Source organism: uncultured Dokdonia sp. (assembly GCF_937910895.1).
Lineage (GTDB): Bacteria > Bacteroidota > Bacteroidia > Flavobacteriales > Flavobacteriaceae > Dokdonia.
In genome coordinates, this window is the sequence record NZ_CALEMI010000015.1 from 1 (window position 1) to 18,007 (window position 18,007).

Annotated in this window: 15 protein-coding genes and 1 pseudogene; 8 read left to right on the top strand and 8 right to left on the bottom strand. The window is 34.7% G+C overall.

The features are described from left to right. Positions 1 to 322, bottom strand: a pseudogene (locus Q0505_RS01195) (ABC transporter ATP-binding protein); the annotation flags it as partial. A 55-nt stretch (positions 323 to 377) separates the two neighbouring features. After that, positions 378 to 2,105: a phospho-sugar mutase gene (locus Q0505_RS01200; protein WP_299207910.1), complete on the bottom strand. Its 1,728-nt coding sequence runs from the start codon at positions 2,103 to 2,105 to the stop codon at positions 378 to 380. A gap of 178 nt (positions 2,106 to 2,283) precedes the next feature. Here Q0505_RS01200 and Q0505_RS01205 point away from each other — a divergent pair, with 178 nt between their 5' ends. Further along, the gene (locus Q0505_RS01205; protein ID WP_299207912.1) at positions 2,284 to 4,890 is read left to right on the top strand and encodes a T9SS type B sorting domain-containing protein; all 2,607 of its coding nucleotides are present in this window, start codon (positions 2,284 to 2,286) and stop codon (positions 4,888 to 4,890) included. Between the two features lie 10 nt (positions 4,891 to 4,900). Here Q0505_RS01205 and Q0505_RS01210 read toward each other — a convergent pair whose 3' ends face one another. Together Q0505_RS01210 and Q0505_RS01215 are read right to left on the bottom strand one after the other, a co-directional pair. Beyond that, positions 4,901 to 5,842: a glycosyltransferase family 2 protein gene (locus tag Q0505_RS01210; RefSeq protein ID WP_299207914.1), complete on the bottom strand. Its 942-nt coding sequence runs from the start codon at positions 5,840 to 5,842 to the stop codon at positions 4,901 to 4,903. 15 nt (positions 5,843 to 5,857) lie between these two features. Then, positions 5,858 to 6,367 carry a DUF4199 domain-containing protein gene (locus Q0505_RS01215; RefSeq protein ID WP_299207916.1) on the bottom strand — a complete coding sequence of 170 codons (510 nt, stop codon included), beginning with the start codon at positions 6,365 to 6,367 and terminating at the stop codon, positions 5,858 to 5,860. Between the two features lie 202 nt (positions 6,368 to 6,569). Between Q0505_RS01215 and Q0505_RS01220 the strand changes: the two genes are divergently transcribed. From Q0505_RS01220 to fsa, 6 genes are all read left to right on the top strand, one after another. After that, the gene (locus Q0505_RS01220) at positions 6,570 to 7,100 is read left to right on the top strand and encodes a hypothetical protein (RefSeq protein ID WP_299207918.1); all 531 of its coding nucleotides are present in this window, start codon (positions 6,570 to 6,572) and stop codon (positions 7,098 to 7,100) included. A gap of 90 nt (positions 7,101 to 7,190) precedes the next feature. Next, complete coding sequence (locus tag Q0505_RS01225) at positions 7,191 to 7,442, top strand: type B 50S ribosomal protein L31 (RefSeq protein ID WP_299207920.1); 252 nt, start codon at positions 7,191 to 7,193, stop codon at positions 7,440 to 7,442. Positions 7,443 to 7,601: 159 nt separating this feature from the next. Further along, on the top strand, positions 7,602 to 8,234 hold the full coding sequence (locus Q0505_RS01230) for an NAD(P)H-dependent oxidoreductase (RefSeq protein ID WP_299207922.1): 633 nt from the start codon (positions 7,602 to 7,604) through the stop codon (positions 8,232 to 8,234). A 118-nt stretch (positions 8,235 to 8,352) separates the two neighbouring features. After that, the gene (locus tag Q0505_RS01235; RefSeq protein WP_366519357.1) at positions 8,353 to 8,802 is read left to right on the top strand and encodes a thioredoxin family protein; all 450 of its coding nucleotides are present in this window, start codon (positions 8,353 to 8,355) and stop codon (positions 8,800 to 8,802) included. Positions 8,803 to 8,908: 106 nt separating this feature from the next. Continuing rightward, positions 8,909 to 9,712 (top strand): SDR family oxidoreductase, encoded by an 804-nt coding sequence (locus Q0505_RS01240; RefSeq protein WP_299207923.1) that lies wholly within the window; start codon positions 8,909 to 8,911, stop codon positions 9,710 to 9,712. Between the two features lie 98 nt (positions 9,713 to 9,810). Continuing rightward, complete coding sequence (fsa, locus tag Q0505_RS01245; protein ID WP_299207925.1) at positions 9,811 to 10,464, top strand: fructose-6-phosphate aldolase; 654 nt, start codon at positions 9,811 to 9,813, stop codon at positions 10,462 to 10,464. A gap of 64 nt (positions 10,465 to 10,528) precedes the next feature. On the opposite strand, the gene Q0505_RS01250 is transcribed toward fsa, so the two are convergent. Next, positions 10,529 to 11,899 carry a thioredoxin-like domain-containing protein gene (locus Q0505_RS01250; RefSeq protein WP_299207927.1) on the bottom strand — a complete coding sequence of 457 codons (1,371 nt, stop codon included), beginning with the start codon at positions 11,897 to 11,899 and terminating at the stop codon, positions 10,529 to 10,531. A 308-nt stretch (positions 11,900 to 12,207) separates the two neighbouring features. On the opposite strand from Q0505_RS01250, the gene Q0505_RS01255 reads away from it, so the two are divergent. Further along, positions 12,208 to 13,827, top strand: coding sequence for an ABC-F family ATP-binding cassette domain-containing protein (locus Q0505_RS01255; protein WP_299207929.1), 1,620 nt, complete (start codon positions 12,208 to 12,210; stop codon positions 13,825 to 13,827). A gap of 102 nt (positions 13,828 to 13,929) precedes the next feature. Here Q0505_RS01255 and Q0505_RS01260 read toward each other — a convergent pair whose 3' ends face one another. From Q0505_RS01260 to pheT, 3 genes are all read right to left on the bottom strand, one after another. Further along, complete coding sequence (locus Q0505_RS01260) at positions 13,930 to 14,445, bottom strand: hypothetical protein (protein WP_299207931.1); 516 nt, start codon at positions 14,443 to 14,445, stop codon at positions 13,930 to 13,932. Then, a complete protein-coding gene (locus Q0505_RS01265) occupies positions 14,446 to 15,168 on the bottom strand; it encodes a hypothetical protein (RefSeq protein WP_299207933.1) in 723 nt (240 codons plus the stop codon). A gap of 136 nt (positions 15,169 to 15,304) precedes the next feature. Next, positions 15,305 to 17,731, bottom strand: coding sequence for a phenylalanine--tRNA ligase subunit beta (gene pheT, locus Q0505_RS01270; protein WP_299207934.1), 2,427 nt, complete (start codon positions 17,729 to 17,731; stop codon positions 15,305 to 15,307). Between the last annotated feature and the right edge of the window lie 276 nt (positions 17,732 to 18,007).

The following is an 18,007-nucleotide window of genomic DNA, read 5'->3' on the forward strand; positions in this document are numbered from 1 at the left end:
CAAATAGGTTTTTCAGGAAGAAGACGATAATAACAACCCCTACCATAATCCCTAATACATACACTTCACCATGCTCGTCAATCTTAATATTTATAAAATAATTAAGGGTATCTTCAAGATAGGCTCTTAAAGAAGTAGATGCATCGTAGATAGGCTTCACTCTAATAGGCTCTACTTGCTTTAATAGCACCGTAAGCATCGGGATTAAGGATATAAAAGAAAGTGTTCCAAATAGGGCATATAGGATATTAAAAATAATATTTAAAAAACCATATTTTTTATAGGGAAGCGCAAAACGCAAAATCTTTTTAAAGTAGTTCATAAGAGATGTTACGCTTTCTTGCCTGCCAGCTGGCAGGCAAGAAAGCAAAATTAATTTATACGCCTAGTGCATTTTTTATGCCAGCGATACGGTTGTCTAATTGCGCTGAAATAGTGTCATAATCCTCCAAACTAGCTAAAGGCTCGTTGACACTGATATAAAACTTTACTTTAGGCTCTGTACCACTTGGTCTTGCCGCGATCTTGCTTCCGTCTTCTGTATAATAAATAAGCACGTTAGACGCTGGAATATCAATAGTTTCTGTCTTTCCAGTTAAGATGTTTTTAGCGGTCTGTGATTGATAATCTTCTACGCGTAAGACTTTACTATGATTAATTTCTTTCATCGGATTTTCTCGTAGGTCAATCAGCATTTGTTTGATTTCGGCTGCGCCAGATTGTCCTTTTTTTACGAGGGAAATCAATGATTCTTTATAAAAACCGTGTGTCACATATAAGTCTTTTAATATTTGGTACAGCGTTTTTCCCTGTGCTTTTGCATCGGCAGCAATGGTACAAGCCAATAGAGTAGCGGTAACAGCATCTTTATCACGCACAAAATCTCCTACCATATATCCAAAACTTTCTTCGCCACCGCCTATAAAGTGTTGTTCAGGATAGTCCTTAATCATCTTAGCAATCCATTTAAAACCAGTAAGACCCGTTTTACATTCTACATCATAAGATTGCGCAAGCACATCCATCATTGGGGTAGATACAATCGTAGATCCAACAAATGGGTTGTTTTGCTTTTTTTTGCTTTCGCGAAAGCGTGCCAACAAATAATCCGTCATTAAAATCATGGTCTGATTTCCATTGAGAATCGCTAGTTTCCCGTCATCTCCACGCACAGCAATTCCTAGTCGATCACAATCGGGATCTGTTCCAATTACGATATCTGCATTTTTTACTTCTCCTAACTCTAAAGCCATCTTCAAAGCAGAAGGTTCTTCTGGGTTCGGAGAGGCAACCGTAGGGAAGTTTCCGTCGGGAGTCGCTTGTTCTTCAACAATATGAAGATTGGTAAAACCTGCTTGTCTCAAGGTGTCTGGCACAAGCGTTATAGAAGTTCCGTGTAAGGATGTAAAGACTACCGTAAGATCCTTTTTTTGCTGTGGCGTCACATCTGATGTTACATTAGCAACACTCGCATCTATAAATGCTTTGTCTACTTCTGTATCTATATAGGTGATCCGATTTTCTTGTTCTTGAAACTGAATATCTTTAAAGTCTAAGCTTTCTATCTCTTGAATGATCTCTGTATCTTGTGGTGGAACGAGCTGTCCTCCATCTACCCAATATACTTTATAACCATTGTATTCTGGAGGATTATGACTTGCCGTAAGTACAATGCCACATTGACAATCTAAGTGTTTTACAGCAAAACTAAGCTCTGGCGTAGGTCTCAAATCAGAGAATAGAAAAACATCTATTCCGTTGGCAGAGAAGACATCAGCTACAGTTTTAGCAAGCTCTTTACTATTATGTCTACAATCATACGCAATAGCGACCTTTACGGTGATGTCGGGAAATGTTCTATTCAAGTAATTGGAAAGCCCTTGTGTGTTTTTTCCTAAAGTGTATTTATTGATTCTATTGGTACCTGGTCCCATAATCCCGCGCATACCGCCTGTACCAAATTCTAAGCTTTTGTAAAAACTATCTTCGAGTTCTTCAGGGTGATGTGCTATAGCCTCTTTTATAGTATCTTGAGTTTCTTTGTCAAAAGTATCAGTAAGCCATGTATTAGCTTTGTCGAGAATTTCAGGTTTGTGATAGATCATTTTTTTAAGTAAAAGGTTACAGTACAAAAATACGTTTTTGTGTTAATTTTTATCGGTAATTACTGTTTTATACTTAATATGGATGATATTTGAATTAAAACGAGTCAGTTTCTATATTTTTTAATCCAACCAAGCATTGAAAATTCTTTTATCAATTTCTTTTTTCTTAGTACTATCTATGCAGGTTTCAGCACAACGAGATGCTGCTAACTGGTATTTTGGAAGCTTTGCAGGATTAGATTTTAATTCTGGTACTCCTGTAGCAATAGATGATGGTGCATTGGATACTACCGAAGGTTGCTCTGCCATCTCAAACAAAGATACAGGCGATATTCTTTTTTATACAGAGGGAACTACTGTTTGGAATAGAAATAACCAGGTCATGCTTAATGGTACTGATTTGTTAGGCAGCTTATCCTCTACTCAATCTGCCGTGATTGTACCGTTACCTGGAAGTAGTACTCTTTTTTATATCATCACAACAGACGAAGTCCAAGCCTATCAAAATAATGGGATGGGTAATGGAATCAATTATTCTGTTGTTTCTATGGCTGGCGATAATGGGCTAGGGGAAGTCATAGAAAAAAATACAAATCTATTAATAGAAGGATCAGAAAAAATTTCTGTTGTAGAAACAGCAGATGGTATTAATTACTGGATAGTTACTCATTTTGAAGATACATTTTATTCCTATTTGCTAGATGCTTCAGGAATTAGTAACACGCCAGTCATTTCTACGGTTGGACCTAATATTAATGATTTTGAGAATTTTAGAGGGGCTATGAAGATTTCCCCAGATGGGTCTCAATTAGCAATCGCACATTGTTTATTTGAACCTAATTTGGGAGGTTTGGCATATCTATATGATTTTAATAACACAACAGGAATGGTAAGTGATCAATTATTGATTGGGGATGATCTGGTGTATTATGGTGTTGAATTCTCATCAGATTCCTCAAAATTATATTTTAGTGGAAAAACAATTGATGATCAAGGGTTGTCTGATCGTTATGTTATTGAGCAATATGACTTAAATGAGGCGTCTATACCTAATTCTAGATACGTGGTGTTAAATCGTGAGAGTGAGGCATTAAGTGATCTAGCTGGAGCCCTACAAATTGCTATGAATAGAAAAATATATCATGCACTTCCAGGACCAACGCTATCAGTCATTAATTCTCCAAAATTATCGGGACCTTCCATAAACTTTACGGAAGGATCTGTAAATTTGGTGCTTAGCAATAGTTCATTTGGATTACCACAGTATATTCAATCTTTTTTTGAATCTTTCATAACCATAAACAATGTTTGTGAGAATGACACCACTGTTTTTACGGTAGATTCTAATGCAAACGTAACTGCTGCGCTATGGAATTTTGGAGATCCATCTAGTGGTCCTAATAATACGTCTACTTCTATTAATCCTACTCATAATTTTACCTCACCAGGATTGTATACTATCACTGTTGAGTTTCAATTTTCAGATCGTGTTCCAAAAACTTTTGTAGAGTTTGTAGAAATTATTCCTCAATTAGACGTACCAGCATCTATCGTTTTTAGTCAATGTGATATTGATGGTGTAGATGATGGAAGAAGTATCTTTAACTTGATTGATTTTACAAATGAAGAATTACAGATTGATAATCTTCAATACCGATTTTATAATTCTATAACAGATGCTCAATTAGATCAAAATTCTATTGCTAGTCCTACTATATATTCAAACGCTACCAATGGAGAAACAATATATTTAGTCGTAGGAAGTGAGTCATCGTGTAATGATATCATAGAAATTATACTTGATGTTGCTGTCAATCCTCAGGGAACTAATTTTACGTATGCTTTGTGTGATATACTATTGAGTAAACAGGACGTATGGCAAGCGTTACAAATCTTACAAAATGAAATTCTCCAAAATTTCCCTGCTAATTCATCTTTAGATTTTTATTTATCAATAGACGATGTGATTGCACAGACTAACGAATTAAATCTAAATACTGTACCAAGTTCTTTGTCTGCTGAAGGGTTTTTGAGTGTTTACTATAGAGTTTTAGGTGATGCTGACTGTCTAGCAATAGGAGAGGTAAATTTTGATATTTTACAGGGTGTAGATGAAGAAATTAAAATGGTCAACTTTTGTACTTCTGATGGTGGAGCGCTATTGGCTACAGATGGTTCCTATCTTTCTTATCAATGGTCCACTGGTGAGACAACTCCAAGTATTGTTGTAAATGAGGTTGGAACTTACAACTTAGATGTTGTGACTCAGGAAGGATGTGATGGTAAAATACAATTTGTTGTCACCGAAACAGCCATATTTGATATTAGTATTCAGGTGTTAGATTTCCAGCAGTATAATGCTATTATTGTAACTCCTAGTGATTCGTCTATAGACTTATTATACTCTATAGACGGAGGGCAAACCTTTCAAAACAATGGTCATTTTACAAATTTAATTCCAAAGTATTATAACTTAATTGTTAAAGATTTAGATGAATGTAATGAGTACAATGAGCTGGTTCTCATTCGTGGCGCACCTCGATATTTTACACCTAATAATGATGGTACCAATGACTTTTGGCATGTTAAAGAAGTAGAAAATTATCAAGGGATGGAAGTTAAGATCTTTGATAGATTCGGAAAATTACTGTATGAAATGGACAATAGGAATAGGGGATGGGACGGTACCTACAATGGAGTGCTTATGCCTACAAATGGCTATTGGTACAAAATAATGTATGAAGGTGCAGAATACTATGGACACTTTACATTAATAAGACGTTAAAAAGATTTACTTATATCGTCTCTTTAATCTGGTAACGCTTTTTGTCCCTAGAAGATCGTTGTAAAAGTTCTCCAATAAATCCAGCTATAAATAATTGTACCCCCATAAGCATCGCTATTAAAGCGATATAAAATTGAGGTCTATCTGTGATCAGACGACCTGTAGGATGAATAAATAACTTATCTATTCCTAAGTAAAGGGAAAAACAAAATCCGATAAAAAACATCAAAACACCTAAAGCTCCAAAAAGGTGCATAGGTCTTTTGGCAAATCGTGACAGGAACCAAATAGTCAATAAATCTAAAAAGCCATTGATAAAGCGTTCCATACCAAATTTTGTAGTACCATACTTACGTGCTTGATGTTTTACTACTTTTTCACCAATATTAGAAAATCCAGCATTTTTAGCAAGTACCGGAATATAGCGATGCATCTCTCCGTAGACATCTATTGTTTTTATAACGTCATTTTTGTAGGCTTTCAGTCCGCAATTAAAATCGTGTAATTTAACACCACTGGTGTGACGCGCAGCAGCATTAAATAGCTTGCTAGGTAAATTCTTAGCAATCACCGAGTCGTATCTTTTCTTTTTCCATCCAGAAACGAGATCGTATCCATCTTCGGTAATCATTTTATACAATTCAGGAATTTCTTCTGGATTGTCTTGTAAGTCGGCATCCATGGTAATAATCACATCCCCTTGTGCCACGGCAAACCCAGCGTGTAAGGCTTGTGACTTCCCATAATTTTTACTGAACCTGATGGCTTTTACTTGAGTATGCTTTCGCGAAAGCGCATATATCTCCTTCCAAGATTGATCGGTACTTCCATCATCGATAAACAGGATTTCATAGGAAAAACCATTGGCTTCCAGTACTTCTGAAAGCCAATGGTGTAATTCTTTAAGGGATTCTTGCTCATTAAGCAAGGGAATAACAACGGATAGTTGCATATAAGTTGTAATAGATTATGCTGCTGGATTCTCTCTTTTTAGTACTAAACCAGAAATTAAAGATATAATAAATCCGAAGAATAAAGCTAGGATAATTTGTATTGCAGCAAAGAAACCAGCGTTCATAAATGGTTTTGACATTTTTAAACCGGCATCTATTTGTTCTACGCTTAAATCAGGATTTCCTTCTATAGCAGCTTCTCTTTGAAAGTCTATATACTGTTCAAAAAATGTGGGCTCTATAAAGTTTGTAAAAATAATAAAGTAAACAACCCCTAATAACCCAGAAATAACTGAAATCCCTAACCCAATTTTTATGGCTTCACCCAGTTTAAGAAATCCTTGGTTTGATTCTTTGTATTGCTTCATACCATAGACTATAACAACAATCGATATGATAAACCCTAATAATTGTAAAGACCAATGTGGTTGAAATATATTATCTCCTAGCGTGTAATTTACGACGCTGATGAGAATAGATATGACCCCTAATAATAATCCCATATTGATCATTATTTTTTTCATATCTGGTTTTTGTTGTGGGTTGTTATTTTCCATTATATATAAATGTTGGTTATCGTTGCATTAGTACACAAAGATACCAAAACGTTACGTTGTGATTATTGCTTAAAAAATAATAAGGATTTATTTTTTGAATATCAATCGTAAAATATTGATTTATAGTAGTATATTTACTTTTCATATTTAATTTAATAATATAGAAGCTATGAAAATAATTAGTTACACTTTAACAATATTAATTTTTCTAACATTTATTTCTTGCTCAGACGAAGAAACATCGATGAGTCCTGAATTAAATTCAAATTTAGAAACACTTGATTTCTCTTTTTTAGAAAACACTATAGATAACCACTATAAAAGTCAAGAAGAAAATATAGTAATAATCAACACATTCTTGAATAATTTTGATAGAGTTTTGATTAACACTCCTATTGATGAGTTTCTTGAAGAGGATGTTGATATTGAAACTGTAAATAAAGGTATGTCAACTCTAATTTTATCAGATAGAGAATTATATGATTCTTTTCTGGAATTAAAAGAAAATAAAATTTCTATTAGTGATATACGTAGAAATTTAAAAGAGTGGAATAATTCTAGTAGAGCTTTATGCATACCAAATATAGAAGCTTGTGCAAGATCATTAGCAGTGTATGTCAATTGTTCGCCAAATTGTTTAGCTTGTTGTCTTGCTGGGGTAGGTGTGGAAATTCATTGTTGTACTAGTAATCAACAATAATTTACTTTTTTTAATTAAAATTATTGCAATATTGGAAAATATACGTAAATTTGCACCTCGAAAAATCGAGCATTAATAAAGAGTAACGAGATGAAACAAGGTATACACCCAGAAAATTATAGATTAATTGCATTTAAAGACATGTCAAATGATGAAGTGTTTTTAACAAAATCTGCTGCCGAAACTAAAGAAACGATTGATGTTGATGGAACTGAGTATCCACTTATCAAATTAGAGATCTCTAGAACGTCTCATCCATATTATACTGGAAAAGCTAAACTAGTAGATACAGCAGGTCGTATCGATAAGTTCAAAAACAAATACGCTAAGTTTAAAAAATAAACAAGCATATCAATACATATATAAAGCCTTCCATACTTTGGAAGGCTTTTTTGTTTTTAGACCTTTGTATTTTACATACTACTATTAATTTTTACTATACCTACTTATTATTTTTCTTGTTGTCACATAGTATCTTTGCTACACCAAACTATAGAACTTATGTCACAACTATTAGAAGCACTTCAATGGCGATACGCCACAAAGAAATTTGATGCAAACCGCCATTTGACAGATGATAAAATAGCTATTATCAAAAAAGCATTTAATCTTACGGCTTCCAGTTTTGGGTTACAACCCGTCAAATTATTAGTGATACATAATCAAAAGTTACAAGATGAGTTGGTGCCATTGTCCATGAATCAACAACAAGTAGCAGATGCGTCTCATGTGTTGGTTTTTTGCATAGAAAAAAAAATAGATCCATCATATATAGAGGGATATTTTGAAAATGTAAAAGAGATTAGAAATACACCAGACGAAATATTACAACCTTACAGAGACTATTTACGTGATCATTTTAAAAAAGAATCTCCAGAGGCTATTGAAAACTGGGCGACAAAACAAGCCTATCTAGCCATGGGAAATCTACTTACAATATGTGCTCTAGAAAAAATAGATGCGTGTCCCATGGAAGGATTTCAGGCTAATGGTTACGATAAGCTCTTAAAACTTTCTGAACGCGGACTCTCCTCAGTACTCGTAATGCCAATAGGATATCGTGCAGTAGATGATATGTTTGCTGATTTTAAAAAGGTAAGAAAAACACTTGAAGAAGCCGTGATAGAATTTTAAGCGAGTAGAATAATAATATTCTGGCAAGATTCTTGTTATTTCTGTAAAAGAAAATCAAAAAAGAAAATCCTATTTGTGTATCTTCTATAAAATTTTAAATTTGTCAGTGTAAAATCGTATGATGAAGTCATTATTTTTTATTCTTTTTATTGCTATAGCTGGGGTTTCTAATGCCCAAGAAGTAAATTGGCTTACAGATTTTGAAAAGGCAAAAAAAGTTTCTAAGAAAACAAAGAAACCTATTTTGATGTATTTTACAGGAAGTGATTGGTGCGGACCTTGTAAAATGCTAAAAAAAGATTTCTGGCAACATCCAGATTTTGTAAAACAATCTAACGACTTTGTACTGTTAGAGATTGACGTCCCTTTTAGAGATGATATTATTCCACCTTCACTTTTGAAAAAAAATAAAGAGCTTCAAAAAAAATATAACAAAGAAGGCGCATTCCCTACATTATTGGCACTAGATGCCAATGGGAAAGTAAAAAATCGCATCTCTGCTTATAGTATGTTAAGAGACCCTAGTGGATACTTTTCATTTTTGGATAAAGCGCGAGCTATTAGATAGTTGCTCGTTTCTAGCTTTATGAATATGTCTAATAATAACAATACCTTCATGTATTATTTGCAAATTGATGTGCGTAGTTTGATATTTGCTATTAAATGTAATACAGATGTCTAAAGTCGTTTTAATCACTGGGGCTTCCTCAGGAATAGGGAAAACAATAGCATATTATTTATCTGAGAAAGGCTATGTGGTATACGGAACCAGCCGTAACCCTAAAACAACAATGGATGGAAAGGTACGTATGATTCCTTTGGATGTTACACAAACTTCGTCTATCACGCAAGCAATTCAAACAATTCTTAAAGATCAAAATCGTATAGATTATGTGATTAATAATGCAGGAATGGGGATCACCGGTCCTCTAGAAGAAACGCCTGACCAAGAGATAAGACGTGTTTTTGAAACTAATTATTTTGGAGCACTAGAAGTCATAAAGGCAGTATTGCCTACCATGCGTAGCCAACGCAGCGGTATGATTATTAATATAACATCTATTGCTGGGTATATGGGATTGCCTTACAGGGGAATCTATAGCGCTACCAAAGGTGCTCTAGGTATTACCACAGAGGCCTATCGTATGGAACTTAAAGAATTTAATATAAAAATGACAACAGTGGCTCCAGGAGATTTTGCAACCAACATTGCGGCAGGTCGGTATCATGCTCCTATTCTTGATGACTCTCCTTACAAAGAAAACTACGGCAATACATTACAACTTATGGATGAGCATGTAGATGCGGGGATGGATACTCAAGTAATGGCAAAAGTGGTGCATCGTATTATGCAATCTAAAAATCCTAAAGTGCATTATAGAGTTGGTTTCTTTATGCAAAAGTTTAGTATTGCTCTTAAGCGAATCTTGCCAGATACGTGGTATGAAAAACTACTTCTCAATCATTATAAACTATAGATTGTGTATAAGTGTGAGATAAATTAAAACCACACGATTATTTTAGGATTGTTTCTTTACTTATTTTTGCAAAAAATAAAACAATAACACTCTATCCTATGAAATTTTTTATTGATACTGCAAATCTCGCTCAAATTAAAGAAGCACAAGACCTAGGCGTACTTGATGGCGTAACAACAAACCCATCGCTTATGGCAAAAGAAGGAATTACGGGTCGTGATAATATCTTAAAGCATTATGTTGATATTTGTAATATCGTTGATGGAGATGTGAGTGCAGAAGTAATTGCTACCGAGTATGAAGCGATGATCAAAGAAGGTGAAGAATTAGCTGCATTACATGAGCAAATCGTAGTAAAATTACCCATGATTAAAGACGGTATAAAAGCCTGTAAATATTTTAGTGATAAAGGAATTCGTACCAATGTTACTTTGGTATTCTCTGCGGGGCAAGCATTACTAGCGGCAAAAGCTGGAGCGACGTATGTATCTCCTTTTATAGGACGTCTTGACGATATTTCTACAGATGGGCTTAACCTAATAGCAGAGATTCGTCTTATCTATGATAACTATGGTTTTGAAACAGAAATTCTTGCGGCTTCTGTACGTCACACCATGCACGTTATAGATTGTGCAAAAATAGGAGCAGATGTGATGACAGGACCTTTATCATCTATAGAAGGATTGTTAAAACACCCATTAACAGATATAGGACTTGCAAAGTTTTTAGAAGATTATAAGAAAGGAAACTAATTACGTTTTTCTCATACACATAAAAAAGCCGTTTCAAATTTGAAACGGCTTTTTCTATTTTTAGTTATTGATTAAGATAGGCGAGTAGCTCACTTTCAAAATCTGTACGATGAATATTGGCATGGCTATTTAGTATTTTGCCATTCTTATCTAGTACAATCGTTTTACTCAAGTCATTAATCACAAGAGAAATTCTTGCATCCCGAGCATTATTAAATCGGTACTCCTTAGCGGCGTTAAATTTGTGTTGTCGTACGTGTTTTACCCATTTGTCATTTTCGTCATTTACATTAATGCCTATAAAATTAAACTCTGGGTATTTGGATTGCAAGTCTTTTGCTTTTTTGTGAGACTCTTCCAAGTGCATGTGGTTATTGTAGGACCAAAAATAAAGTACCGTTGGTTTTCTTATTCTACTGGATAAGGTCACCATACGTTGCTCTGCATTGATGAGCATTAAGTCTGGAATGATATTTCCAGCTTCCATTTTTTTATGAGAATCATACAACTTTTCTACCTTTCTTTTTACATCAGGTGACGTAATAGAAGCAGACAGAAGCTCAAAAATTTCATCGACCCCTTTCTTATCATTACTATTGGCAATAAATATGGTGGCCGTCCTAAGCAACTTCATATCCTTAAGCTCAGGATTTGTAATAAACTTATCAATCGCCTTTATTTCATGGTAATTGTGTATAAAAGACACAGTGTTGTACGAACGATTCTGGCAATATTCTTTATACGCTTGATGATCTAAAAACGCATTGATATAGCGTTGATAGGCATATAAATCTATTAAGTTTTCGTTGTTGAGGTTTACGCTTTCGCGAAAGCGGTAAAAGTCTGATGGCAATTCTTGTATAAAGCTCAGCTTATCATTTTTCTTATAATGAGAAAATGGATAACTTTCCTTACGTTGATAGTTGTCATAATTTACAGCAGCTTCTGCAATTTCTTTAAACGATTCAGAAACATCATACTTCTGAGAGAATTTATCTAGTCGTTTTGATCTCACTTGATACAGGGAATCCAACAAATTTTCAAAATCCTTTGGCTCTTTTTGATAATATTGTGTAAATCTTTCATTTTCTAATTCCCATTGAAGATACATTTCTATTAAGAACCTACTACGTTCTGCACCTTTACCAGAAAAACTAAGCGACTCATCAAACTCTAGCGTATTTACTCTGATCATAATACTATCACCAGGCTCTATATGTAAAAGCTGATGTTCTCTATGTGCAAATCGGTATAATCCAGGTTTAAAATCTTTAAATTCATATAAAAAACGATTATTGGCATCTAATGGAATAGAATCTACAATCTTATCATTTTTTTCGAGTAGGACATAATTGCTCTTAGGGTTCACAATTTCTCCACCAAGATACGTGCCTTTGGTTTTTTTGTTTTTAGAAGAGTCGCAAGCAGTTAACACAAATAGTGATAAGAGGATGGGTATAATTCCTATATAAACTGTATGTCGTTGAGTATGAGTGATAACTTTGAGTATTAGTAATTAACTATCAAATGTAACTTTTACAAAGAAAATGTCTTGTTAATTAGAAGTTAAAAACACACATCATTTTATTGAAAAAATTAATGATGAACACTATAATTATGTATAAGAGTTTTGGTTATTACAGTAAAAGTGAAATAATAATGATAGTATCCTTTGGATCTGCTTCGCAGTCTCTCCAAGAATCGGTATTTTTGCAGGCTTAAAATATAAATAAATAATAGGGTATGCTTTCAGTTTCTAATTTATCAGTACAGTTTGGAAAACGCATTTTGTTTGACGAAGTAAACACTTCCTTTGTTTCTGGCAATTGTTACGGTATTATTGGTGCCAATGGTGCTGGAAAATCTACGTTTCTAAAAATCCTCTCTGGAAAACAAGATCCTACTTCAGGACACGTACACTTAGAAGCAGGAAAGCGTATGTCTGTGCTAGAGCAAAACCATTATGCGTATGATGAGTATAATGTTCTAGAAACTGTAGTCATGGGTAATAAGCCCTTATATAAGATCAAAAAAGAAATCGATGCGTTATATGCAGATTATTCTGATGAGAATGCAGATCGTATAGGAGAATTGCAATTGCAATTTGATGAGATGAATGGATGGAATGCCGATAGTGATGCGGCAGCAATGCTTTCTAACCTAGGTATAAAAGAAGAACACCATTATACATTAATGGCAGATCTTGATGGAAAACAACGTGTACGTGTACTTATTGCACAAGCATTGTTTGGAAATCCTGATGTGCTTATTATGGATGAGCCTACCAATGATTTAGATTACGAAACGATCAATTGGTTAGAGAATTTCTTAGCAAATTATGAAAACTGTGTGATCGTAGTATCTCACGATAGACACTTTTTAGACGCTGTGTGTACGCATATTTCTGATATTGATCACAGTAAGATTACTCATTATAGTGGTAATTATACGTTTTGGTATGAGTCTTCTCAATTAGCAGCAAGACAAAGAGCGCAACAAAACAAAAAGGCAGAAGAGAAGAAAAAGGAATTACAAGAGTTTATTGCTCGTTTTAGTGCAAACGTTGCAAAGTCAAAGCAAGCAACCTCTCGTAAGAAGATGATTGAGAAGTTAAATATAGAAGAGATCAGACCTTCTAGCAGACGCTATCCAGGTATTATTTTTGACCGTGACCGAGAAGCAGGAGATCAAATATTTAATACGCAAGGATTAACAGCTTCTCTTGACGGAGAAATCTTATTTAAAAACATAGACATAAACCTTGCAAAAGGAGATAAAGCAGTGCTGTTTTCAAGAGATAGTAGAGCGACCTCTGCCTTTTATGAAATCATTAATGATAAACAAAAAGCAGATAGCGGCGAATTCTCTTGGGGAATTACAACGACACAATCCTATTTGCCTTTGGATAATTCTGAGTACTTCCAATCTTCAGATTTAAACCTTGTAGACTGGTTACGCCAGTATGCACAAACAGAAGAAGAGCGAGAAGAAGTACACTTACGTGGGTTTTTAGGGAAGATGATCTTTAGTGGGGAAGAAGCGTTAAAGGCATCTAATGTACTCTCAGGAGGAGAGAAAGTGCGTTGTATGATTAGTAAAATGATGATGAAGCGTGCTAACATCCTTATGGTAGACGAACCGACAAACCACTTAGACCTAGAATCAATTACAGCATTTAATAATGCGTTAAAAAACTTCAAAGGAACTGTAATGTTAACAACGCATGATCATGAGTTTGCTCAGACGGTGGGTAATAGAGTGATTGAATTAACACCCAAAGGAGTGATAGATCGCTACATGACTTTTGATGAGTATATGAGTGATCCGAAAATTAAAGAATTACGTGATAGTATGTATAACTAGCGTTCTGCTTTTTTTTTGAAGTACAAAAGAAAAAACGATACTCTATAAAACACTGATTTATATTGGTTTGTTTTGCTTTCGCGAAAGCGTACTAAGACGTATTTAGACTTTTTTACTAAAGTGGTTGATCAAAGCCCATCCACATACGGCAATAAGACTTCCACTTAATACAATACGCCAGGTAGGTAGCGATTCACTCACAAGAAGCGGTGAGAGCCTCCACGCGGAGTATATGATAATAATGATATTGATAAATACATTAAAAGGAGACCTGCGGTAGGTCTCCTTTTTTCGTGTGTTTGTGGATTTTGTCATCATAATGACAGCATCTTTTTGTTTTGCTAGTTCTTCAAGGTCTGCATCAGGGATATTTTTTGTGTCTAGATGGTCTACCGTATTAGCGATAATATGCTTAGCTTTTAGAACATCTTTTTTGTCGACAAATAATTTAACATCATTGGTATGATCTGCGCCATAACCAGCACGTAAAGCACTTTCTCCATCATCTCTAATTATACTAGTAATTCCAGACTCTTCTAACACTAACTTTAGATGTTGTGTGGTGATTTGAGAGCCATGAAAGATTTTCTCGTATTGAGACTTTGGGAGGATATTCATTTAACGTGTTTTGTCGTATTTGCTATTCCAAATAGCAGGGTTGAAGTTTTTTCCTAATGCAAATCCATAAAATAAAACAACTGCAGCTATAGATTTAAACATAAAAAAGAAAACCATGATATCTTGAGAAAAATCCTGTTTTTTTGTAAACAATCCATCTGGTATGAGTGCAGTAGCAATAAGACTTAAAAGTACAATAAGTACAATTAAGTTCTCAAACGATTTATAAGGCCACATCATTAATTTACGTAGTGGGTGAAGATCATTCCCCCATTTGTGTATTAAATAAAAATAGCCATTCCCCATGGGCGCAAATAATAAGGGATCGTCTGTTTTTTCTAAGACAAACATTTTTGAAGGAGCAATGATTTTAAAACCATCAAGTGTTGTTTCATGTTTGTTTTCTAAATACTTGATTTCATCCAAAGCGGCTTGTGGATATTTACCTTTAAAGTACTTAGAATCTAAGAATCGTAAACGATAATTAACACAAATTTTCTCAATTTGTTTAACATGGAAGATTCTCTCTTTATCAAGAAGATCAAAATTAAATGGGACAAAATGATCTTTATCGACCCCTTTTAAGGTGTCTATAATTCCTTTTTCGCGTAAGCGGTCTTCTTCAAAAACACGTTGTACTTGAGCCAATATATCGTCTCCTGTAGCATTTTTACTGCGTTCTTTGATGAGTTTGTCTTGGATATTAGTTCTGGGAAGTAGCATTTTCTTTTTATTTTAAAGATACGTAGTTTTACGATATATGTCAATACACAATCATACCAGCCCTTCGCTTTTATGAACGTGAAACAAAAAGCCCCGCTTATTTAAAAACAGGGCTGACTATAAAATATAGAATACGTTATCGCAAACTCGCGCCTAATTCTTTTTCAAAGCGCTGTTGTAGTTTACTCATGACCTTATCAATTTGCTTATCCGTAAGCGTTTTATGCTCATCTTGTAATAAGAAACTTACCGCATAACTCTTTTTACCCTCGGGTAAATTCTTCCCTTCGTACACATCAAATAATTGAATGTCTTTCAGGAGTTGCTTTTCGGTTTGTTTTGCGATCGTGTGGATTTCTTCAAATCGAGTTGAAGTATCTAGCAATAATGCAAAATCTCTACGTACAGATGGATATTTTGGGATTGGTTGAAATTTGATTTTATTTCGTTTGGCAACCTCTATGATGTTATCCCAGTTAAAATCTGCATAAAACACATCCTGTGATAGGTTAAACTTTTTAAGAATGGACTTTTTAACAGCGCCATATTCTACCAATTTTGTTTTTCCTAATTGAATCCCCACGGCTTCAGAAAAAATATCATTTTTAACAGTGGCAGTTCTTCCCCTATTAATTCCTAATCGATCTAATACTGCTTGTACAATTCCTTTTAGGTAGAAAAAATCAGTAGTATCATTCGTTCCTTTCCAATGCTCTGCATGACGATTTCCAGTAACAAAAAGAGAAAGATGTTTATCTTCAACGGTACCAGATTCATAGCTGTGGTAAGTTTTACCATATTCAAAGAATTTAATGTCAGAACGCCTCCTGTTGTTGTTATAAGAAATGGCTTCTAGTCCAGAAAATAGCATGGATCTTCTTAAGACACTTAATTCTTGTCCTAGCGGATTCAACATAGTGACGTTGTTCTCTGGGTGTAATAACTCAGAATAGTCTCCATAACTAGGCGTGGTTAAGCTATTTGCCATAATCTCATAAAAGCCTTGAGCAACCAGTTGGTTAGCGACGACATCTTGTACTTTATGATCTTCAAACCTAGAAGAGTTGGCTATCGTAGCATTCAATTTATTACCAAAGTTAATATTGTTATATCCATATACACGCAATACTTCTTCGATCACATCTGCTTCACGGGTAACATCATTACGATAGGCAGGAATGGTCATTCCTAAACCAGATTCAGTCACATTATTAATCTTAATCTCTAAAGAAGATAAAATGGCTTTAATCTGTTCCTTAGGCAACTCTTCTCCTATAAGTTTTGTGGCATTTTCAAAATTCATAAAGACTTGTTGGTCTTCAATTTTTTTAGGATACACATCTACAACCTCACTCGTAATTTCTCCCCCAGCAATTTCTTGTAATAAAACAGCCGCTCTTACCAATGCGTAATCAGTAATATTAGGATCAATCCCTCTTTCAAAACGGAAAGAAGCATCTGTGTTAAGTCCGTGACGTTTTGCTGTTTTACGTATAGAGACTGGGTTGAAATACGCGCTTTCTAAGAAAATAGCGGTCGTACCTTCTGTAACTCCGCTATGCATTCCTCCAAAAACTCCTGCAATACACATCGGTTTTTCTTCGTCACAGATCATCAAATCTTCTTCGTGTAACTCACGCTCAACACCATCTAAGGTGGTAAACTTTGTACCTTTTTCTACGGTTTTGACTTCTATTTTATTGCCTTTAATCTTTGAAAGGTCAAATGCATGCAGCGGTTGCCCCAATTCGTGTAAGACATAATTAGTAACATCTACAATATTATTGATAGGTGTTAATCCTATTGCTTTTAATCGATGCTGAATCCATGCTGGGGATTCTTTCACTTTAAGACCGCTTATCACAAGCCCTGCATACCTTGGAGCTCGTTCTCCATCCATAACATTAACATCTACTTTATTGAGCCTGTTTTCTATTTTAAAGGAAGAGTTAGAGGGTGTAATTAGCTCTGGAGTAATATCTTGCTGCATCAGTCCTGCACGTAAATCACGAGCAGTTCCTAAATGACTCATCGCATCTGCACGGTTGGGTGTAAGTCCGATCTCAAATACCTGATCATTTTCTATTTCAAATACTTCGGCAGCAGCAGTACCAGGAACTAGACTGCTATCTAATATCATAATCCCATCGTGACTTTTTCCTAGCCCTAACTCATCTTCGGCGCAAATCATTCCATGTGATTCTTCGCCGCGTATTTTTCCTTTTTTAATAGTCCACGCTTCTCCTTCCTCTGTATATAGTGTAGTACCTATGGTAGCAACAGGGACTTTTTGTCCTTTGGCAACATTAGGAGCACCACATACGATCTGAACAGGTGTATCTTCTCCTATATCAACCGTGGTAATCTTAAGTTTATCTGCGTTAGGGTGTTGCTTACAAGTAAGTACGTGTCCAATAACAACACCTTCAAGTCCTCCTTTTACACTTTGATAAGATTCGATTCCTTCTACTTCAAGACCTAAATCTGTTAAGAGTTCTCCAGTCTTTTCTGCATCCCAATCTATTTTGATAAATTGTTTAAGCCAGTTATAGGATATTTTCATGAATTAAAATAATAATTTAATAAGTTGACAAAGATAGAATAAGATGCTAAGTAGACAAAGAAGTCGTAAAACTATCTAATAGATATTTTTAATAATTCTGAAGAAAGAATTATGAACAACCAATTCTAATGTATATTATTAATTTTTAGATAGTTGCGTCTATTGTGTTAGTATCCTAACTCGCTTGTAGTATGCACGCATAGGAATAGCATTATTTTTCTGCTAGATTCGCTACGTGATATAGGGATAACAATATAGTAATAAGTAGCTTAGATT